Below are 18,472 nucleotides of genomic sequence, written 5' to 3' on the forward strand. Positions count from 1 at the left end.
ACGCGCGCCGAGGCGCGCGCGGCCTTCAAGGGCAGGCGTTATTCCAGCGTGCCGGCATTGATCCACAGGACCGCGTCCTGGGAGAGTTCCTTGCCCTCGTGCTCCTTGTCGGGACCCGATCCCAGGCAGGCAAAGCCCCAGACGCCCGGACGCGGAATGCCGAAGGTGAACATGCCGTTCGGATCGGTGATGGCGACGATGGCGCTCGCCGGCACCGGGCCGCTCGCCTCCCTGGCAAAGGCGTTGCCGTCCATGTCGATCACCGGGTTGATGTATTCGATCTCGCATTCGGCGCCGGCGACCGGCTTGCCGTCGGCAAGGAGCTGGCCGGTGAAGGTGCCGCCCGCATAGGTCTGGTAGGGCTTCGTCAGGGGCACGATCTCGGTGGCAAGGCCGAGCGGCTCGTTCCACGAGGTCGGCATGGCGCCCTTGTTCACATAGGCCTTGGCGATCTGCTGGATGAATATGTCCTCGCTGCCCTCGTAATAGGGCGCCGGGGTCAGTGCGAAGACGTAGTCGCCGTTGCGGCGGACCTTGTAGGTGGTCTCATAGGCCTTGGCGTCGTTGTGGGCCCCCTTCCAGGTGATTTCCTTCAATGTGTCCTTCAGGTCGGTGGTCTTGCCCTTGAAGGTGACGGTGAAGGCTTCGGGCATGCCCATGTCCATGACATGGCCGTTTTCCATCGGGTGGCCGAAGACCAGCTTGAAGGGAATTTCGGCCGGGTTTTCCAGCATCACCTCGGGGGTGTAGACGAGCTGGAAGTGGGCCTCGGCAGCGCTTGCCGCGCCGAAAAGGGCGGCTGCGGTCAGGGCGACGACGGGTGCTTTCATTGGGTCGGTCTCCGGTTCTTGTGTCGGTGGTTGGTCGTGGATGTCGATCGTTTTTCGGCCGGCGCATCGGCGCGCACGACAGGCTCCGGCGGTCGTGGCGCCGGTGCGGATGGCCGAATTGGTTGGAATTGGTGCCGCTTCAGCGACGGCCGGCGCTATTCGACGATGTCGCTGCCGTCGATCTCGATCTCGTGGCCCGGGCCGGCGTCGAACAGGACCTTGTAGTCGCCGTCCGGCTTGTCGAACTCGAATTCGGAGTTCTCGCTCATCTTGCCGTCCAGCACGACCTTGCCGGAGGCGTCGAAGACCTTGATGGGGACGCCGGACGCCGAGGAGCCGTCGGAGAAGCCGCCTTCGCACAGCACCGTGCCGTCGCCATTGTCGTAGCAGGAGCACAGCGGCGTGTGCGCAAGGGCGCTGGTCGCGACAAGGGTTGTGGCCGCGACGAGGATGGGGACGAATGCGCGCATAACAGGCTTCCTTCTTTCTGCAAATGAGACGCAATACCAGGATATCGTGTATCCTAGATGGCGCTTCCGGCCCTGCAAATGCGACCGAATGTCATTTGACCAATCGCTAATGGTCTGACTTTAATCGGAACACCGGCTGCTTTTTTCCCGGTGCGGCCATGGCCGCCGTCGATCGGACCTTTTGATGCTCCACACACCTGCCGTTTCCTTTCGCTCGCTCAACGACATCAAGCCCGGATGCCGCGTGCGTATCCGGCGCCATCATTCGAGCGGTGCGGTGCGGCAGCGGCTGATGGATCTCGGCCTGATGCCGAACGTGGACGTCCTGGTGGTGCGCAGCGCGCCCCTCAACGATCCGATCGAACTCAAACTCGAGGCGGCCAACGTCTCGCTGCGGCGCCAGGAAGCAGCCACGATCGAGGTTTTCGACAATGACGAACAGTGACTTGCTGGTTGCGCTCGCGGGCCAGCAGAACGCCGGCAAATCCACCCTTTTCAACGTGCTCACCGGGGCCCGGCAGCACGTTGCCAACTATCCCGGCGTCACCGTCGACAAGAAGTACGGCGTCTATCGCGACGCCTCCGGCAAGGTCACGGCGGTCGATCTTCCCGGCACCTACAGCCTGACCTCGTTTTCGCTGGAAGAGCGCGTCGCCCGCGACTTCCTCTTGATCGAAAAGCCCGACGTCACCGTCAATGTGGTCGATGCCTCGAACCTGAAGCGTTCCCTGCACCTCACCCTTCAGCTCACGGAAATGGGCCTGCCGACGGTGCTGGCGCTCAACATGATGGACGTGGTGGAGCGCCGCGGCACGCAGATCGATCGCGACCTGTTGTCGGAGCGCCTCGGTGTCCCGGTGGTGGCAACGGTCGGCCGCAAGGGCGAGGGCCGCGAGGCCCTGCGCTCCGCGATCCGGACCGCTTCGGGCACCCATGCCCCGGCCCGCTGTTCGGTCGACTATGGCGACCTGGAAACCGACATCGCCGCGCTTGAGGCCGCGTCCGGCGCCCACGGGGCGCTTGCCGATATTCCGGGGCGCTGGCTGGCGCTGAAGCTGCTTGAGGACGACCGGCGCGCTGTCGAGATCGTCCGCCAGCGCCTGGCGGGGGATGCCGCCGACGCGCTGATCGCCGATGCGGGCCTTCGCGCCGCCGCCTTCGCGACTGCCCGCGGCATCGACGTCCCCGACCACGTGGTTGCCTGCCGCGACCGGGCGGTGCGGGCCCTGCTCGACGGCGTGTTCATGGCTGGAACCCGGGAAACCGGCAGCACCGTTACCGAACGCATCGACCGGTTCGTGCTCAATCGTTTCGCGGCGCCGCTGTTCCTCGTCTTCACCGTCTTCATGATCTACCAGGTGGCGATCGTCTGGGGCTATGAGCTGACCGAGTACACCTGGCCGCTGCTCGCCCATACCCGCGAATTCATCGCCGGCCTGCTGCCCGACGCCGGGTTCCTGACCGATCCCTACATCCGCTCGATGGGGCTGTGGCTGGTCGATTCGGCGAACACGCTCCTCAACTACGTGCCGATCTTCCTGATCCTCTTTGCGCTGATCGCGATGCTGGAAGACTCCGGCTACATGGCGCGGATCGCCTTCATCCTCGACAAGGTGCTGCACCGCTTCGGCCTGCACGGCCAGAGCACCCTGCCGCTGATCCTCGGCGGCGTCTTTGCCGGCGGTTGCGCGGTGCCCGGCGTCATGGCGACCAAGGGCATTCCCGACAACCGGGCGCGGATGGCGACGATCTTCGCCGTGCCGTTCATGAATTGCCTCGCCAAGGTGCCGCTCTACACGCTCCTGCTCGGCATCTTCTTCGTCGAGAACAGGTCGCTGATGATGTTCTACATCTCGACGATCACGGTGATTTTCGCGCTGCTGGTCTCCAAGCTTTTGACCAAGACCGTGCTCTCCGGCCAGGAGACCTCGCCCTTCGTCATGGAACTGCCGACCTACCACCTGCCGACGGTGAAGGGCGTGGTGCGCCGTGCGGTCGACCGCACCTGGCTCTATGTCAAGAAGGTCGGCACCATCGTCATCGCGGTCGCCGTCGTCGTCTTCACGCTGCTGCAGTTCCCCGGCCTTTCCGACGAACGCTGGGCGCATTTCCAGACCGAGGGCGCGAAGGCGATCGCCACCTTCGAGACGAAGATGGCGGGCAACGCCTATGCCGATATCGCAACGGGCAGCAACGTCGTCGGGCTGATCAACTTTTCCAACGACTACAAGCGGGCCAAGCTCAACGCCAGCGGCGCCTCCGCTTCGAGCGCCGTCAACGACAGCTTCGAGGCGGCGAACCCGGCATTCTACGCGCTGGTCCGCCCGCCGCGCGGCGATGCCGATGCCAAGGCGGCGAGCCGGGCGCTGCGCAGCCTGGTCTCGACCCGCAAGACGCTGCGCCGGGAGATGAAGGAGGAGCGCATCCGTTCCTCGCTGCTCGGCACGATCGGCCGCGGCATGGAGCCGGTAACGCAGTTCGCCGGCTTCGACTGGAAGATCAATGTCGCGCTGCTGTCGTCCTTTGCGGCGCGGGAATCGAGCGTTGCCACCCTCGGTGTGCTGTTCCAGCAGGACGAGGACCAGAACGCCAGCCTGGAAACCCGGATGGGGGCCGAGACGACGGCGGCCGGCGCCACCGCGCTGCTTGCGGTCTCCATGATCCTGTTCTTTGCGCTCTATCCGCCGTGCCTGGCGACCACCGTCATGGTCAAGATCCAGACCGGCTCCTACAAGTGGATGATGTTCTCCATCCTGTTCCCGACCGTGCTCGGGCTTACCGTTTCCAGCGCGGTCTACTCTATCGGCAAGGCGACGGGGGCGAGCGGTATAGAGGCGATGACCGCGGTCTATTTCGGCTCGCTGGCGCTCCTCATCGTCGTCGGGCTGTTCGGCCGGCGCCGGCGCAGCGCCTTCCTGCCGACGATGGCGCACCGGCCCTCGCTAAGGACTTGACCCATGGCCGGTGAAACCACTGCCACCACCGAGGCGCCGGCCTCCGGCGCCATCATCCTGGAACGCCACGAGGCCCAGGGGCTCCTCGACTATGCCGTCCTCGGCCTCATCGTTGCCGCCGCGGTCTTCTATCTCTACCGCCGGCTCTGGCGCCGGCGTGGCGATTGCGGCGGCTGCGGCACCAAGGGCTGCCAGATGAAGCCGGTCGCCGACAAGGCCGCCATGTCGCGGGTTCTGGAAGGCGACGGCTACAGGACGAAGCCATGACGACCGCGATAAGCTCGGCGAGGGCACCCGTCATCGTTCCGCCCGGCGGTCTTTCCGGGTCGGTCGCGAGGCTGCTGTCGTCGCCCGGCCGCGCGCTTCGAGACGGGTGAGGCGGAGATGCCGGCGCGGTTCTTTGGAAAAGCATTGTTGCCGGAAACGCTCCTCGTCATCGGCGTCCACCGCGACGAACGCGCCTTCGGCGAGGCGGTCGCCAGGCACCTCGATCCGACCCGCTTTGCGACATTGCGGATTGCCGAAGGCATTTCCGGCATGCGGCCGCGGCCAGAAGAGCGCGAGGCGTTCCTGCTGCGCCACGGCGCGCTCTACGGCCAGATCCTCGACCATGTCGAGCCGCACCACCGGCGCCTCATCGACCTGCACAGCGGCATCGATGCGCAGGGCCTTAGCGCCGACGTCTTTTCCGGCGATCCGGCCACGCTCGTCCGGATAGCGGGCGAGGCGATGGCCCTGGCCGCGCCCGTCAGATGCATCCGGCTCGTTGCCGACACCGCCGCGGAGGCCGACGACGCGCACGCCTTTCCGGTGGCGCTTGCCGAGATCCCGCAGGCGATCTGGTGCGAGGACCGGTTCGCCTATCTCGGCATCGAGGTCTATCTCGCCACGCAAGGGGCGGGAACAGAGGCCGAGGCGGCGTTTGCCGAAAGCCTCATCGAGGCGGTCGTGCGCTGCACCCTGCCGCACGGGTCCCGAACCACGGCGCTGTGAGGGCGGATCTGCCTTTCTTTGCGGCACGAATGACGCGGAGCACGCGAAAAGGCTACCGAGCGCCCGCGACCCCTCGGCCATTCGACAGATTCCCTCGTTTTTGAGACCGGGAGCCCGTCCGGCGGCGGTGTCTAATTTATGCGCAATCCCTTACATGCACATTCATTAGGCGCTGATACGGGTTTTTGCACAAGCTTTACCGGCACCACCGAAAGGCAGCCTTGCGGCGTCGCGCGCGGTAAAAGCGTAAAAAGCGGCAAGAAAGATATATTTAATAACCGGTTAAGCACTACCGCCCGGCCGCCGGGGCGGATGGCATGGCGGTTGCTATCTCCGGGTCTTGGTAACAGCCATTTCTCCCTGGAGGTAATACATGTCGCATTTCTCTTCCGCCCTCACCCGGACCGCGGCGGCGCTCGCGGTCGGTGCGGGCCTTGCCTGGGGCACGGCGGCACACGCCGCCGACACCATCAAGGTCGGCATTCTTCATTCGCTTTCCGGCACCATGGCGATCTCCGAGACCACGCTCAAGGACGTCATGCTGATGCTCATCGAACAGCAGAACGAGGCGGGCGGAGTGCTCGGCAAGCAGCTCGAGGCCGTCGTCGTCGACCCCGCCTCGGACTGGCCGCTGTTTGCGGAAAAGGCGCGTGAACTGATCTCCAACGACAAGGTCGCCGTGGTCTTCGGATGCTGGACCTCGGTGTCGCGCAAGTCCGTGCTGCCGGTGTTCGAGGAACTGAACAGCCTCCTCTTCTACCCCGTCCAGTACGAGGGCGAGGAAAGCTCCAAGAACGTCTTCTACACCGGCGCGGCGCCGAACCAGCAGGCGGTTCCGGCCGTCGACTACCTGATGAAGGAAGCCGAGGTGGAGCGCTGGGTGCTGGCCGGCACCGACTACGTCTATCCGCGCACCACCAACAAGATCCTCGAGGCGTACCTGAAGGCAAAGGGCGTCGCCGAGGAAGACATCATGATCAACTACACGCCGTTCGGCCATTCCGACTGGCAGACGATCGTCGCCTCGATCAAGGAGTTCGCCTCCGCCGGCAAAAAGACCGCCGTCGTCTCGACCATCAACGGCGATGCCAACGTGCCGTTCTATAAGGAACTCGCCAACCAGGGCATCAAGGCCGAGGATATCCCGGTCGTCGCCTTCTCCGTCGGTGAGGAAGAGCTGGCCGGCCTCGACACCGCGCCGCTGGTCGGGCACCTGGCCGCCTGGAACTACTTCCAGAGCGTTGAGAGCGACGAGAACGATGCCTTCGTGGAAGCCTGGAAGGCCTACACCAAGAACCCGGACCGCGTTTCCAACGACCCGATGGAAGCGCACGTGATCGGCTTCAAGATGTGGGTGCAGGCGGTCGAGAAGGCCGGTACCACCGACACCGACGCGGTCGCCGATGCCATGATCGGCATCTCCGTGCCGAACCTTTCCGGCGGTACCGCCACCATGATGCCGAACCATCACCTGACCAAGCCCGTGCTGATCGGCGAAGTGCAGGACGATGGCCAGTTCGAGATCGTCTGGGAGACCCCGGGCACCGTCGTCGGCGATGCCTGGTCCGACTACCTGCCGGGCTCCAAGGACCTGATCTCCGATTGGCGCAAGCCCATGTCCTGCGGCAACTTCAACGTTGCCACCGGCAAGTGCGGCGGCCAGGGCGAATAACCCTTCCTCCCCGGCGGCGGGGGCGAGGCCCCCGTCGCATCTACACTTCCGGGCAGGGGGCACCTTTCGCCCCTTGCCCGCCTTTCCGCCAAGGGGCTTCGAATTGATGACGTCCACCGGCATTTCCCGGCTGTTTCCAGCAGTTCTCGCCGTTATTATCCTGGCGCTCGCCAGTGTCGCCCCGGTCGCGGCGGCGGAGGCCGACCTGGCACCGCTGGTGCAGGAATTCTCCAACCGGAAATACGACCCCAAGGTCGAGGCGATCGAAAAGCTCGGCGCCTCCGGCGACATGCGCGCCGTCGCCATCCTGAAGGCGCTCGGCAACCGCGACCTCTACACGATGAAATCCGGCGACCGGGTCGTGCTGGCCAGGGAAACCGCCGACGGGATGGCGATCAGCGATCCGGTGACCGGCGAGGATCTCGGCACGGTGCCGGAAAAGGCGCTGCAGAAGATCCGCCTCAACAACCGCATGCGGCGGACCATTTCGGCGGCCATCGGTACGCTGACCCTGATGAGCCCCGATGCGGCGATCCGCGGGGATGCCGCCGAATCCATCTTCCTCAGCCGCGACGACGACGACCTTGAGGTGCTCGACGCGGCCCTTGCCAAGGAAACCGACCCGGACGTCAAGCTGCTGATGGAGCAGGCGCGGGCGGCCATCGTGCTTGAGAACGGCAGCCCGGACGAGGACCTCATCGCGGCAATCGCCGTCGTGAAAAGCCGCGGCGATCGCGACGCGCTGTCCGTCCTCACGGGCCTTGCCAACGGCGAAGGCCCTGTTGCCGAGGCGGCGAAAGAAGCGGTCACGGGCATCGAGAACCGGCTGGAACTCTGGGGCGCCGCCCAGAACGTCTTTTACGGCCTCAGCCTCGGCTCGGTCCTCTTGCTCGCCGCCATCGGCCTTGCCATCACCTTCGGCGTCATGGGCGTCATCAACATGGCCCATGGCGAGATGATCATGATCGGCGCCTATGTGACGTTCATGGTCCAGGAGCTGATCCGCACCTCCGCGCCCTGGCTGTTCGACTATTCCCTCTTCATCGCCCTGCCGCTCGCCTTCCTGATCGCCGGCCTCATCGGCATGGCGATCGAGCACGGCGTCATCCGCTTTCTCTACGGCCGGCCGCTAGAAACCCTGCTCGCCACCTGGGGCATCAGCCTGATCCTGCAGCAGGCGGTGCGCACGATCTTCGGGCCGACCAACCGGGAGGTCGGAACGCCCGACTGGATGAGCGGCTTCTTCAAGCTCGGCGAGCTGACGCTGACCTATAACCGGGTCTATATCCTGTTCTTTTCCTTCGCCGTGCTGGCGCTGTTGATGCTCGTCATGCGCTACACCGCCTTCGGCCTGCAGATGCGCGCCGTCACCCAGAACCGGCCGATGGCCGGCTCCATGGGCATCCGCACCGGCTGGGTCGACAAGCTGACCTTCGGGCTCGGCTCCGGCATCGCCGGGATCGCCGGCGTTGCGCTCAGCCAGATCGACAATGTCAGCCCCAATCTCGGCCAGTCCTACATCATCGATAGTTTCATGGTCGTCGTCTTCGGCGGCGTCGGCAATCTCTGGGGCACGCTCGTCGGCGCCATGACGCTCGGCGTCGCCAACAAGTTCCTGGAGCCCTATGCCGGCGCGGTGCTGGCCAAGATCTTCGTTCTGGTCTTCATCATCCTCTTCATCCAGAAGCGCCCGCGCGGCCTCTTTGCCCTCAAGGGCCGGGCGGTGGAGCAATGATGTCCGGGCTTCTCATGAGATCGCTCGACCGCTATGCGGTGGCGTTCTTCGTTCTGCTTGCCGCTGTCGCCATTCTGGTGCCGCTCGCCAATTTGACGCTGCCGGCCGGCCATCCGCTGCATGTGTCGACCTATGCGGTGGCGCTCGTCGGCAAATATCTCTGCTATGCGTTGCTGGCCCTCTCGGTCGACCTGATCTGGGGCTATGTCGGCATCCTCAGCCTCGGCCACGGCGCGTTCTTCGCCCTCGGCGGCTACGCCATGGGCATGTATCTCATGCGCCAGATCGGCACCCGCGGCGTCTACGGCCATCCGGAACTCCCGGACTTCATGGTGTTCCTCGACTGGAAGGAACTGCCCTGGTTCTGGCACGGCTTCGACCAGTTCTGGTTCGCCATGATCATGGTGGTCGTGGTGCCGGGGCTGCTCGCCTTCGTCTTCGGCTGGTTCGCGTTCCGCAGCCGGGTGACGGGCGTCTATCTCTCCATCATCACCCAGGCGCTGACCTTCGCGCTGATGCTCGCCTTCTTCCGCAACAATATGGGCTTCGGCGGCAATAACGGCCTGACCGATTTCAAGGATATCCTCGGCTTCAACCTGCAGGCGGGCACCACGCGGGCCGGACTGTTCATCGCCTCGGCGATCGCCCTCGGCCTCGGCTTTCTCATCTGCCGGATGCTGGTGCGCTCGCGCATCGGCCAGGTGCTGATCGCCATCCGCGATGCGGAATCGCGCACCCGATTCCTCGGCTACCGGGTTGAGGCCTACAAGGTTTTCGTCTTCACCCTTTCCGCCGCCATGGCCGGGGTCGCCGGCGCGCTCTACGTGCCGCAGGTCGGCATCATCAATCCGAGCGAATTCGCGCCGGCCAATTCCATCGAGGTCGTCATCTGGGTCGCCGTCGGCGGCAGGGGCACCCTGTTCGGTCCGGTAATCGGCGCGGTGCTCGTCAACTACGCCAAGACCTATTTCACGGGCGCGCTGCCCGATGCCTGGCTGTTCGCCCTCGGCGGGCTCTTCGTCTTCGTCACCCTGTTCCTGCCCCAGGGCATCGTCGGAGCGGTGCGCCAGGGCTGGGGCAAGGTCTCGCGCCGCAAGCGATCCGGTGACGAACCTGCCAAGCCAGCCTCCCAGGCGGCGGAATAGGAGGGCGCGATGACCAGCGAACAGCTTGCCGCCGGCTCGATCCTCTATCTCGACAACGTCACCGTCAGCTTCGATGGCTTCAAGGCGCTGAACAATCTCTCGTTCGTCGTCGCGCCGGGCGAGATGCGGGCGATCATCGGCCCGAACGGCGCCGGCAAGACGACGATGATGGACGTCGTCACCGGCAAGACCCGCCCCGACGAGGGCGACATCCTGTTCGCCGGCCACACCGATCTCACCAAGCTCGACGAGGCGGACATCGCCGAACTCGGCATTGGCCGGAAGTTCCAGAAGCCGACGGTGTTTGAAAGCCACACCGTGCGCGGCAATCTGGAACTCGCCCTGAAGACCGACCGGCGCGTCTTCAACGTCCTCTTCGGGGCGACGCGGGCCGACGAGGCGGAGCGGATCGACGAGATCCTGGAGACGATCCGCCTGAAGGACCGGCGCGCCTCACTCGCCGCCAATCTCAGCCACGGCCAGAAACAGTGGCTGGAGATCGGCATGCTGCTCGCCCAGGAGCCGAAGCTCCTCCTCGTCGACGAGCCGGCCGCCGGCATGACCGATGCCGAGACCGCCGAGACGGCGGTCCTGCTTCGCGAGATCGCCAAGGAGCAGTCGGTGGTGGTCGTGGAACACGACATGACCTTCGTGCGCGACCTCGGCGTCAAGGTGACGGTGCTGCATGAGGGCCACGTGCTGGCCGAAGGCTCGATGGACGACGTCAGCAACGACGACAAGGTCATCGAGGTTTATCTGGGGCGGTAGGAGGACGTTTGATGACGGCATTCGCCAACGCATTGCCGTCATTGCGAGCGAGCGAAGCGAGCGCGGCAATCCAGGGGCCACAGGCTCCGAGCGTGCCGCTCTGGATTGCTTCGTCGGCAAAGCCTCCTCGCAATGACGGCGAGTCCGTCACAGTACAACGCGCGTTAGCGGGTCAAATGCATGCTTGAGGTCAAGAAAATCGATCTGTTCTATGGCGCCGCGCAGGCCCTGTGGGAGGTGTCGCTGACGGCGCACAAGGGCAGGGTCACCTGCCTGCTCGGCCGCAATGGCGTCGGCAAGACGAGCCTCTTGAGGGCCGTCGTCGGACAGCATCCGGTCGCCAATGGCGACATTGTCTGGAACGGCAAAAACCTTGCCGGCATGCGGCCGCCTGAGCGGGCGCGGGCCAAGATCGCCTATGTGCCCCAGGGGCGCGACGTCTTTCCGCTGCTGACCGTGAAAGAAAACCTTGAGACCGGCTTTGCCGCCCTGCCGCGCAGTGAGCGCAAGATCGACGAGGAGGTCTACGAGCTCTTTCCGGTGCTGAAAAGCATGCTGGGTCGGCGCGGCGGCGACCTTTCCGGCGGCCAGCAGCAGCAACTGGCGATCGCCCGCGCGCTCGTCACCAAGCCGGAGCTGCTGGTGCTCGACGAGCCGACGGAAGGTATTCAGCCGTCGATCATCAAGGACATCGAGCGGGTCATCGCGCTCCTGCGCGATCGCGGCGGCATGGCGATCCTGCTGGTCGAGCAATATTTCGAATTCGCCCGCGACCTCGCCGACAGCTTTGCCGTCATGGACCGGGGCGAGATCGTCGTTGCCGGCGAGATGGGTGAGGTGCCGGAAGACGAGATCCGGCGCCATCTCACGGTCTGACGTTGTTTGCCCGTCGTGACGAAGCCGGTCGCGCCGTGCTAGGAGAGAAAACCTCCTGTCCTTCGGTTTCCGCCATGGCCGCCGCGATTTCCGAAATGCCTGAAACGTCGCTGCTCAGAGCCCAGCGCTCCGCGGGCACGGCGCGGATTGCCTTCAAGCGGCGCGGGGACAAGACGGTCATCGACGACCTCTTCCAGTCCGGCTGCATGAAGGCGCGGTTTCCCCGGGTCTTCTGCAATAGCGCCGAGGCCGTCCTGATCAACACCTCCGGCGGGCTTACCGGCGGCGACCGGATCGGCTCGGAGGTGACCTGGGGCGCCGGGACGACCGCGTCCGTCACCTCGCAGGCGGCGGAGCGGGTCTACAAGGCCTCGGCCGATGTCGCCGAAGTGGCAACGCACCTGACCGTTGCCGACGATGCCCTCGGTCTCTGGCTGCCGCAGGAAACGATCTTTTTCGACGGCGGCGCGATCCGGCGCACGACCCGCGCCGACGTCGCCCCGGGCGGCCGGTTGCTCGCCACGGAAAGCCTCGTCTTCGGGCGGCGTGCAATGGGCGAGGTGGTCGAAACCGGCCTCGTCTCGGACGGCTGGCGGATTCGCTTTGCCGGCAAACTGGTCTTTGCCGACCGCTTCGCCATCGACGGGCCGGTCGGCGATGCGCTGAGGCGTCCGGCGATTGCCGGCGGCGGGCTTGCGGTCGCGACGCTGCTTTATGTCGGGCTTGACGCCGAGGTGCGGCTTTCGACCTGGCGTGACCTGACCGGCGGGCTGTCGTCGGAGGCCGCCTGCAGCCGCATCGGGCCGGTTCTGGTCGCCCGGCTGGTCGGGGAAACGGGCGATCGGTTGCGGCGTGATCTGCAGTTCCTGCTGACCGAAGTTCTTGCTAGTTTTGCCGGGGCGGGCGACGTTTCGCTGCCCCCGGTTTCGCTGCCACGTGTTTGGGCATGCTGACGGATTTTTTGAGGGAGTTGATAACGTGAACCTCACACCACGGGAAAAGGACAAGCTGCTGATCAGCGTCGCGGCGATGGTCGCGCGGCGCCGGCTGGAGCGCGGCGTCAAGCTCAACCATCCGGAGGCGGTCGCCCTGATCAGCGATTTCGTCATGGAGGGCGCGCGCGACGGCACCAGCGTCGCGGATCTGATGGCCGCCGGCGCCGGCGTGATTACGCGCGAGCAGGTGATGGACGGCGTGGCGGAGATGATCCACGACGTTCAGGTCGAGGCCACCTTCCCGGACGGCACCAAGCTCGTCACCGTCCACGACCCGATCCGCTAGGAGACAGCCATGATCCCCGGAGAAATCTTCGCCGCGGAAGGCGAGATCGAACTGAATGCCGGCGCCGCGACCGTGACGCTCACCGTCGCCAATACCGGCGACCGGCCGGTGCAGGTCGGCTCCCACTACCATTTCTTCGAGACCAACCCCGCGCTCGACTTCGACCGCGACCAGGCCCGCGGCATGCGGCTCGACATCGCGGCCGGGACGGCCGTGCGTTTCGAGCCGGGCCAGTCGCGCGAGGTGACGCTGGTGCCGCTCGCCGGCAAGCGCGAGGTTTACGGGTTCAACCAGAAGGTCATGGGGGCGCTGTAGTGGTGTCTCGTTCGCCCGTCCTTGCGAGAGTCCGAAGGACGGGGAGCGGCGCGTGACGCGAGCCCAAGGAAAGCCGACGAAGCAATCCAGAACAGCGTCGGCTTGCTGCACCGCCGTCTGGATTGCCGCGGCCGCTTCGCGGCCTCGCAATGACGCCGTGAAAAAAACGACGGGAATCCGGCCATGCCGATGACGCTTAAGGGCTCCTGCCATTGCGGCGCCGTGCATTTCACGGTGGAAAGCCATACGCCCTATCCCTACCAGCGCTGCTACTGCTCGATCTGCCGAAAGACCGGCGGGGGCGGCGGCTATGCCATTAACATCATGGGCGATGCGGGAACGCTGAAGGTCGAGGGAGCGCACGCCATCGGCGTGTTCCACGCCAGGATCCATCGCGACGATGGCACCTGCGAGGTCAGCTCCGGCGAGCGGCGCTACTGCACCAAATGCGGCTCGGCGCTCTGGGTTTCTGACGAGGCCTGGCCGGACCTCGTCCACCCGTTCGCGTCTGCCATCGACACCGACCTGCCGGTGCCGCCCGAAAGCGTCCACCTGATGCTTTCCTCCAAGGCCTCTTGGGTCGAGCCGCAGATCGGCCCGAACGACCAGCTTTTCGACGCCTATCCGGCGGAATCGATCGAGGACTGGCACCGGAGCCGGAGCCTCTGGATCGACTGAGTTTTTGTTTTCGAGGAACACCTTCCCGAAGGGACGATAAGAAATGCCCGCAAAGATCTCCCGCGCCGCCTATGCGGCCATGTACGGCCCGACCACCGGCGACAAGGTGCGGCTGGCCGATACCGACCTCGTCATCGAGGTCGAAAAGGACCTCACCACCTATGGCGAGGAAGTGAAATTCGGCGGCGGCAAGGTGATCCGCGACGGCATGGGGCAATCCCAGGTGACGCGCGCGGGGGGCGCCGTCGATACCGTCATCACCAATGCGCTGATCGTGGATGCCACAGGCATCGTGAAGGCCGATGTGGGCCTGAAGGACGGGCGCATCGCGGCGATCGGCAAGGCCGGCAATCCGGACATCCAGCCGGGAGTTGACATTATCATCGGCCCGTCCACCGAGGCGATTGCCGGCGAGGGCAAGATCCTGACCGCCGGCGCCTTCGACGCGCATATCCACTTCATCTGCCCGCAGCAGATCGAGGAAGCGCTGATGTCGGGCGTCACCACCATGCTCGGCGGCGGCACCGGCCCGGCGCACGGAACGCTCGCCACCACCTGCACGCCCGGCGCCTGGCATATCGGGCGCATGCTGCAGGCGGCGGACGCCTTTCCGATGAACCTGGCGCTTTCCGGCAAGGGCAACGCGTCGAAGCCGGAGGCCCTCGTCGAACAGGTCGAGGCCGGGGCGTGCTCCCTGAAGCTGCACGAGGACTGGGGGACGACGCCGGCGGCCATCGACTGCTGCCTGTCGGTCGCCGACGACATGGACGTGCAGGTGATGATCCACACCGACACGCTCAACGAATCCGGCTTCGTGGAAAATACCGTCTCGGCCTTCAAGGACCGCACCATCCACGCCTTCCACACCGAGGGCGCGGGCGGCGGCCACGCGCCGGACATCATCAAGGTCTGCGGCAAGCAGAACGTCATCCCCTCCTCGACCAACCCGACGCGGCCCTACACGGTCAATACGGTCGATGAGCACCTCGACATGCTGATGGTCTGCCACCATCTCGATGCCTCGATCCCGGAGGACATCGCCTTTGCCGAAAGCCGCATCCGCAAGGAAACCATCGCGGCGGAGGACATCCTCCACGACATGGGCGCCTTCTCCATCATCGCCTCGGACAGCCAGGCCATGGGCCGGGTCGGCGAGGTGCTGATCCGCACCTGGCAGACGGCCGACAAGATGAAGAAGCAACGCGGCCGGCTGCCGGACGAGACCGGCGACAACGACAATCTTCGGGTCAAGAGGTACATCGCCAAATACACCATCAACCCGGCCATCGCCCACGGCATGTCGGCCCATATCGGCAGCGTGGAAGTGGGCAAACTCGCCGACCTGGTGCTGTGGTCGCCGGCCTTCTTCGGCGTCAAGCCGGACCTCGTCATCAAGATGGGAACGATCGCGGCAGCGCCCATGGGCGACCCGAACGCCTCGATACCGACGCCGCAGCCGGTACACTACCGGCCGATGTTCGGCGCCTTCGGCCGCTCGCTGACGGCAAGCTCCGTCACCTTCGTGTCCGAGGCCGCGCTTTCCGCCGGCATCAAGGAGACGCTGGGGCTGCAGAAGGAGCTTGTCGCCGTCTCCAATACCCGCGGCGGCATTTCCAAGGCCTCCATGGTGCTGAACGCGGCAACGCCAGAAATCGACGTCGACCCGGAGACCTACGAGGTCCGCGCCAATGGCGAACTCCTGACCTGCGAGCCCGCCGCGGAACTGGCGATGGCGCAGCGGTATTTCTTGTTCTGAGGACCAGAGGCAGGGGAGAGCAGTGGCGACCATGACAAAATTGCGTGCCGCAATGGCCCACGGTCCGTCAGCAAAGGCTCTCGCGCTCCGTCCGCATCCCGCTCTGCGTCACCACCGGGCTTCGACCCGGTGGTCCATACGGCCTTTCGGTCCTTTCCGAACCGCCTCATGGATTGCCGGGTCAAGCCCGGCAATGACGCGGAAGATGGCGGCAGGGACAAGGCGCGTGTTCGGAGGCCCTACCAATAAGCTGGATTGCTTCGCTTCGCTCGCAATGACGGCGCTTGTTGGGTTTGCGCAAAAAATTCAAGGTCATTGCGAGGCTGCGGAGCGGCCGCGGCAATCCAGCGGGCGCTTCGGTATCGCGGGAGTCGGCGTGGATATCGGCCACTCTGCAACAAAGGGAGCGCGGCAATGACTGACATGACCACCGCACGCAGCGTCGTCGATGCAGAAACCGCGGCTGGGACGACGGCAGCCGACAGCGTGCTTCTCGACTATGAGAGCCGCTATCTGCGCCGCAAGGTGCTGACCACTGCCTCGGGCAAAAAACTGCTGGTCGATCTGCCGAAAGCGACCGTGCTGAAGGACGGCGACCTGTTGGAGGCCGGCGACGGCACTCTGATCGCCGTTACTGCCGCGAAGGAAGCGCTGGCCGAAGTCACCGTTTCGGACCCGCACGCCCTTGTCCGGCTCGCCTATCATCTGGGAAACCGGCACCTGCCGGTCCAGATCGATCCCGACCGGCTGCTGATCGAGCGCGACCATGTGATCGAGGAGATGGTCGAAAAGCTCGGCGCGACCGTTCGCCATGTGGAGGAGCCGTTCAACCCGGAGGGCGGCGCCTATGGCTACGGCCGCACCCACGGCCACGACCATGGGCACAGTCACTCCCATGACCACGATGACGGCCACGGTCACGGGCATTCCCACGACCACCAACATCGCGGCCATCCGCATTCGCACGGCTGACCGGACAAACCGAGGGCCTTCATGACGCTGTTCGATTCCCGCAACCGCTCGAAATCGCCGCGCCACGAACGCATCTACGCCCTCTACGAGATCGCCCATACCTGCGTCGACTTCCTGGCTGCCGTCCTGTTCCTGGTCGGCTCGGTCCTGTTTTTCTGGAAGTCGCTGGAGAACCCGGCGATCTGGTGCTTCGTCTTCGGCTCGCTGTTCTTCCTGGCCAAGCCCTCGTTGCGGCTCGCCCGCGAGCTGCAATACCTCTCCATGGGCGACTATGACGACCTTGCCGAAAGGCTGAACCGGTGAGCGATCCGCTGCTTGCCCTGATGACCTGGCTGTCGCCGGCCTATCCGGTCGGCGCCTACACCTACAGCCATGGTCTCGACCAGGCTGTGGAGGCGGGAGCGGTGCGCGACGCGGCGACGGCGAAGGCCTGGATCGCCGATATCGTTGAGCTCGGTGGCGGCTTTTCCGACACCGTGTTTCTGGGCCATGCGCACCGGGCAGCGCTGTCCGATAATCATGTGGCGCTTTCGGAAGTGGCCGAACTCGCCGCCGCCTTTGTCGGCACCTCGGAGCTGGCGCTGGAAAGCCACGCGCAAGGGGCCGCGTTTTTGAAGGTGACGGAGGCTGCCTGGCCGACGCCGGCTCTCGATGCCCTGAAGGCCGCGTTCGGCGGGCCCTATGCCTATCCCGTCGCCGTCGGCGCCGTTGCGGCGGGGCATAAGGTTCCGGTGGAGCTTGCCGCCCGCGCCTTTCTGCAGGCGTTCGCGGCCAATCTCGTCTCGGCCGCCGTCAGGCTGGTGCCGCTCGGCCAGACCGACGGTCAGCGGATCACCGCTGCGTTGATGCCGCTGGTGGCGCAGGCGGCGGCGCGGGCGCTCGAAACCGGGCTCGACGACGTCGCCAACGGGGCGCTCCTTGCCGATCTTTCCTCAATGAAACACGAAACCCAGCATACGAGGCTCTTCCGCTCATGACGGACACCCATAACGGGCCCCTCCGGGTCGGCATCGGCGGGCCGGTCGGCTCCGGCAAGACGGCGCTCACCGACGCGCTCTGCAAGGCGATGCGCGATCGCTACTCCGTCGCCGTCATCACCAACGACATCTATACCCGCGAAGATGCGGAGTTCCTGACCCGGTCCGGCGCGCTGCCGCCGGAACGCATCACCGGCGTGGAGACCGGCGGCTGCCCGCACACGGCGATCCGCGAGGACGCCTCGATCAACCTTGCCGCCGTCGCCGACATGCAGGCGGCATTCCCCGACCTCGATATGGTCATCATCGAATCCGGCGGCGACAACCTTGCCGCCACCTTCTCGCCGGAGCTTGCCGACATCACGATCTACGTCATCGACGTGTCGGCCGGCGACAAGATCCCGCGCAAGGGCGGCCCGGGCATCACCCGCTCCGACCTCCTGGTCATCAACAAGATCGATCTCGCCCCGCTCGTTGGTGCGAGCCTCGAAGTGATGGCACGGGACGCGGAAAAGATGCGCGGCGAGCGGCCGTTCCTGTTCACCGTCGTCACCGACGGCAAAGGCGTCAAGGACGTGGTGGCGTTCATCGAGGAAGCGGGCGGGCTGAGCGCGGGGTGAGGGTGCGAGGGCGGAAGGCCCGTCCGTGTGGCTTTCTGGATCCCTTCGCTCTCGCTACGACGCCGTCAACACCATGATCGTCATCGCGAGGAGGCCGAAGGCCGACGCGGCGATCCAGAGCGGCGTTTGCGGACCGGTAAGTTCGGCTGCGTACTACTCCGCCGTCACCCCGGCCGTAGCGAAGCGGAGAGCCGGGGGCCAATGCCCTCATCAGTACTGTATGTCGTTGCCCATTCGATAGGCCGTTTCTGGATTGCTTCGCTGCGCTCGCAATTGTGCAAGTTCACGAATTCGGTGATGGCTGTTCGGTTTTCTTTTGTTCGGCGAAGGTCTTTGGCGGGATGTTTCCGATTGCCTGGTGGGGCCTGAACTCGTTGTAGTAGATGATATATTCGATGAGCTCGTTGGCCAGGTGCTCGGGGGTGTCGAA

The 18,472-nt window shown here is 65.3% G+C and carries 21 protein-coding genes; 18 read left to right on the forward strand and 3 right to left on the reverse strand.

What is annotated here, in order from left to right; all coding sequences use genetic code 11:
* Window positions 1-38: 38 nt before the first annotated feature.
* Window positions 39-830, reverse strand: a complete 792-nt coding sequence (locus tag CH339_RS18030) for a DUF4198 domain-containing protein (RefSeq protein WP_111435771.1) — start codon at window positions 828-830, stop codon at window positions 39-41.
* 155 nt (window positions 831-985) lie between these two features.
* Window positions 986-1,300 carry a hypothetical protein gene (locus tag CH339_RS18035; protein WP_111435772.1) on the reverse strand — a complete coding sequence of 105 codons (315 nt, stop codon included), beginning with the start codon at window positions 1,298-1,300 and terminating at the stop codon, window positions 986-988.
* 184 nt (window positions 1,301-1,484) lie between these two features.
* On the opposite strand from CH339_RS18035, the gene CH339_RS18040 reads away from it, so the two are divergent.
* The 18 genes from CH339_RS18040 (at window position 1,485) to ureG (ending at window position 18,042) form a co-directional block, all read left to right on the forward strand.
* On the forward strand, window positions 1,485-1,745 hold the full coding sequence (locus CH339_RS18040) for a FeoA family protein (RefSeq protein ID WP_111435773.1): 261 nt from the start codon (window positions 1,485-1,487) through the stop codon (window positions 1,743-1,745).
* A complete protein-coding gene (gene feoB, locus CH339_RS18045; protein WP_111435774.1) occupies window positions 1,732-4,254 on the forward strand; it encodes a ferrous iron transport protein B in 2,523 nt (840 codons plus the stop codon). The genes CH339_RS18040 and feoB overlap by 14 nt, the downstream gene beginning before the upstream one ends.
* Before the next feature lie 3 nt (window positions 4,255-4,257).
* Window positions 4,258-4,521, forward strand: coding sequence for a FeoB-associated Cys-rich membrane protein (locus CH339_RS18050; RefSeq protein WP_111435775.1), 264 nt, complete (start codon window positions 4,258-4,260; stop codon window positions 4,519-4,521).
* A 147-nt stretch (window positions 4,522-4,668) separates the two neighbouring features.
* On the forward strand, window positions 4,669-5,247 hold the full coding sequence (locus tag CH339_RS18055) for a hypothetical protein (protein ID WP_146610233.1): 579 nt from the start codon (window positions 4,669-4,671) through the stop codon (window positions 5,245-5,247).
* Window positions 5,248-5,620: 373 nt separating this feature from the next.
* Window positions 5,621-6,919 carry an urea ABC transporter substrate-binding protein gene (gene urtA, locus CH339_RS18060; RefSeq protein WP_111435777.1) on the forward strand — a complete coding sequence of 433 codons (1,299 nt, stop codon included), beginning with the start codon at window positions 5,621-5,623 and terminating at the stop codon, window positions 6,917-6,919.
* Window positions 6,920-7,025: 106 nt separating this feature from the next.
* On the forward strand, window positions 7,026-8,654 hold the full coding sequence (gene urtB, locus CH339_RS18065; RefSeq protein ID WP_111435778.1) for an urea ABC transporter permease subunit UrtB: 1,629 nt from the start codon (window positions 7,026-7,028) through the stop codon (window positions 8,652-8,654).
* Window positions 8,651-9,799 carry an urea ABC transporter permease subunit UrtC gene (gene urtC, locus CH339_RS18070; protein WP_111435779.1) on the forward strand — a complete coding sequence of 383 codons (1,149 nt, stop codon included), beginning with the start codon at window positions 8,651-8,653 and terminating at the stop codon, window positions 9,797-9,799. Before urtB ends, urtC begins: the two co-directional genes overlap by 4 nt.
* A gap of 9 nt (window positions 9,800-9,808) precedes the next feature.
* Window positions 9,809-10,567 carry an urea ABC transporter ATP-binding protein UrtD gene (gene urtD, locus CH339_RS18075; RefSeq protein WP_111435780.1) on the forward strand — a complete coding sequence of 253 codons (759 nt, stop codon included), beginning with the start codon at window positions 9,809-9,811 and terminating at the stop codon, window positions 10,565-10,567.
* A gap of 180 nt (window positions 10,568-10,747) precedes the next feature.
* Window positions 10,748-11,443: an urea ABC transporter ATP-binding subunit UrtE gene (gene urtE / locus CH339_RS18080; RefSeq protein WP_111435781.1), complete on the forward strand. Its 696-nt coding sequence runs from the start codon at window positions 10,748-10,750 to the stop codon at window positions 11,441-11,443.
* A gap of 95 nt (window positions 11,444-11,538) precedes the next feature.
* A complete protein-coding gene (locus tag CH339_RS18085; protein WP_170138572.1) occupies window positions 11,539-12,396 on the forward strand; it encodes an urease accessory protein UreD in 858 nt (285 codons plus the stop codon).
* A gap of 25 nt (window positions 12,397-12,421) precedes the next feature.
* Window positions 12,422-12,724, forward strand: coding sequence for an urease subunit gamma (locus CH339_RS18090; RefSeq protein WP_111435783.1), 303 nt, complete (start codon window positions 12,422-12,424; stop codon window positions 12,722-12,724).
* 9 nt (window positions 12,725-12,733) lie between these two features.
* Entirely contained in the window at window positions 12,734-13,039 is a 306-nt protein-coding gene (locus CH339_RS18095) for an urease subunit beta (protein WP_111435784.1), read from the forward strand.
* A gap of 183 nt (window positions 13,040-13,222) precedes the next feature.
* A complete protein-coding gene (locus tag CH339_RS18100; RefSeq protein WP_111435785.1) occupies window positions 13,223-13,717 on the forward strand; it encodes a GFA family protein in 495 nt (164 codons plus the stop codon).
* Between the two features lie 43 nt (window positions 13,718-13,760).
* Window positions 13,761-15,473, forward strand: coding sequence for an urease subunit alpha (ureC, locus tag CH339_RS18105; RefSeq protein ID WP_111435786.1), 1,713 nt, complete (start codon window positions 13,761-13,763; stop codon window positions 15,471-15,473).
* Window positions 15,474-15,887: 414 nt separating this feature from the next.
* Entirely contained in the window at window positions 15,888-16,445 is a 558-nt protein-coding gene (gene ureE, locus CH339_RS18110) for an urease accessory protein UreE (protein ID WP_111435787.1), read from the forward strand.
* A 21-nt stretch (window positions 16,446-16,466) separates the two neighbouring features.
* Window positions 16,467-16,748, forward strand: a complete 282-nt coding sequence (locus CH339_RS18115; RefSeq protein WP_111435788.1) for a YrhK family protein — start codon at window positions 16,467-16,469, stop codon at window positions 16,746-16,748.
* Window positions 16,745-17,422, forward strand: a complete 678-nt coding sequence (locus tag CH339_RS18120) for an urease accessory protein UreF (protein WP_245408168.1) — start codon at window positions 16,745-16,747, stop codon at window positions 17,420-17,422. Before CH339_RS18115 ends, CH339_RS18120 begins: the two co-directional genes overlap by 4 nt.
* Window positions 17,419-18,042, forward strand: a complete 624-nt coding sequence (gene ureG, locus CH339_RS18125; RefSeq protein WP_111435789.1) for an urease accessory protein UreG — start codon at window positions 17,419-17,421, stop codon at window positions 18,040-18,042. The genes CH339_RS18120 and ureG overlap by 4 nt, the downstream gene beginning before the upstream one ends.
* A gap of 283 nt (window positions 18,043-18,325) precedes the next feature.
* On the opposite strand, the gene CH339_RS25450 is transcribed toward ureG, so the two are convergent.
* Window positions 18,326-18,472, reverse strand: a 147-nt coding sequence (locus tag CH339_RS25450) for an integrase core domain-containing protein (protein ID WP_146610090.1), incomplete at its 5' end; no start/stop codon positions are given.

It is taken from the genome of Rhodobium orientis (assembly GCF_003258835.1).
GTDB lineage: Bacteria > Pseudomonadota > Alphaproteobacteria > Rhizobiales > Rhodobiaceae > Rhodobium > Rhodobium orientis.

Bases quoted from the DNA above. Each gene is read 5' to 3' on its own strand.
- urtE (WP_111435781.1), top strand. From the start codon at position 10,748: ATGCTTGAGGTCAAGAAAATCGATCTGTTCTATGGCGCCGCGCAGGCC.
- CH339_RS18100 (WP_111435785.1), top strand. From the start codon at position 13,223: ATGCCGATGACGCTTAAGGGCTCCTGCCATTGCGGCGCCGTGCATTTC.
- feoB (WP_111435774.1), top strand. From the start codon at position 1,732: ATGACGAACAGTGACTTGCTGGTTGCGCTCGCGGGCCAGCAGAACGCC.
- ureG (WP_111435789.1), top strand. From the start codon at position 17,419: ATGACGGACACCCATAACGGGCCCCTCCGGGTCGGCATCGGCGGGCCG.
- CH339_RS18095 (WP_111435784.1), top strand. From the start codon at position 12,734: ATGATCCCCGGAGAAATCTTCGCCGCGGAAGGCGAGATCGAACTGAAT.
- urtD (WP_111435780.1), top strand. From the start codon at position 9,809: ATGACCAGCGAACAGCTTGCCGCCGGCTCGATCCTCTATCTCGACAAC.
- urtC (WP_111435779.1), top strand. From the start codon at position 8,651: ATGATGTCCGGGCTTCTCATGAGATCGCTCGACCGCTATGCGGTGGCG.
- ureE (WP_111435787.1), top strand. From the start codon at position 15,888: ATGACTGACATGACCACCGCACGCAGCGTCGTCGATGCAGAAACCGCG.
- CH339_RS18035 (WP_111435772.1), bottom strand. From the start codon at position 1,300: ATGCGCGCATTCGTCCCCATCCTCGTCGCGGCCACAACCCTTGTCGCG.
- CH339_RS18050 (WP_111435775.1), top strand. From the start codon at position 4,258: ATGGCCGGTGAAACCACTGCCACCACCGAGGCGCCGGCCTCCGGCGCC.
- urtA (WP_111435777.1), top strand. From the start codon at position 5,621: ATGTCGCATTTCTCTTCCGCCCTCACCCGGACCGCGGCGGCGCTCGCG.
- CH339_RS18040 (WP_111435773.1), top strand. From the start codon at position 1,485: ATGCTCCACACACCTGCCGTTTCCTTTCGCTCGCTCAACGACATCAAG.
- urtB (WP_111435778.1), top strand. From the start codon at position 7,026: ATGACGTCCACCGGCATTTCCCGGCTGTTTCCAGCAGTTCTCGCCGTT.
- CH339_RS18085 (WP_170138572.1), top strand. From the start codon at position 11,539: ATGCCTGAAACGTCGCTGCTCAGAGCCCAGCGCTCCGCGGGCACGGCG.
- CH339_RS18115 (WP_111435788.1), top strand. From the start codon at position 16,467: ATGACGCTGTTCGATTCCCGCAACCGCTCGAAATCGCCGCGCCACGAA.
- ureC (WP_111435786.1), top strand. From the start codon at position 13,761: ATGCCCGCAAAGATCTCCCGCGCCGCCTATGCGGCCATGTACGGCCCG.
- CH339_RS18030 (WP_111435771.1), bottom strand. From the start codon at position 830: ATGAAAGCACCCGTCGTCGCCCTGACCGCAGCCGCCCTTTTCGGCGCG.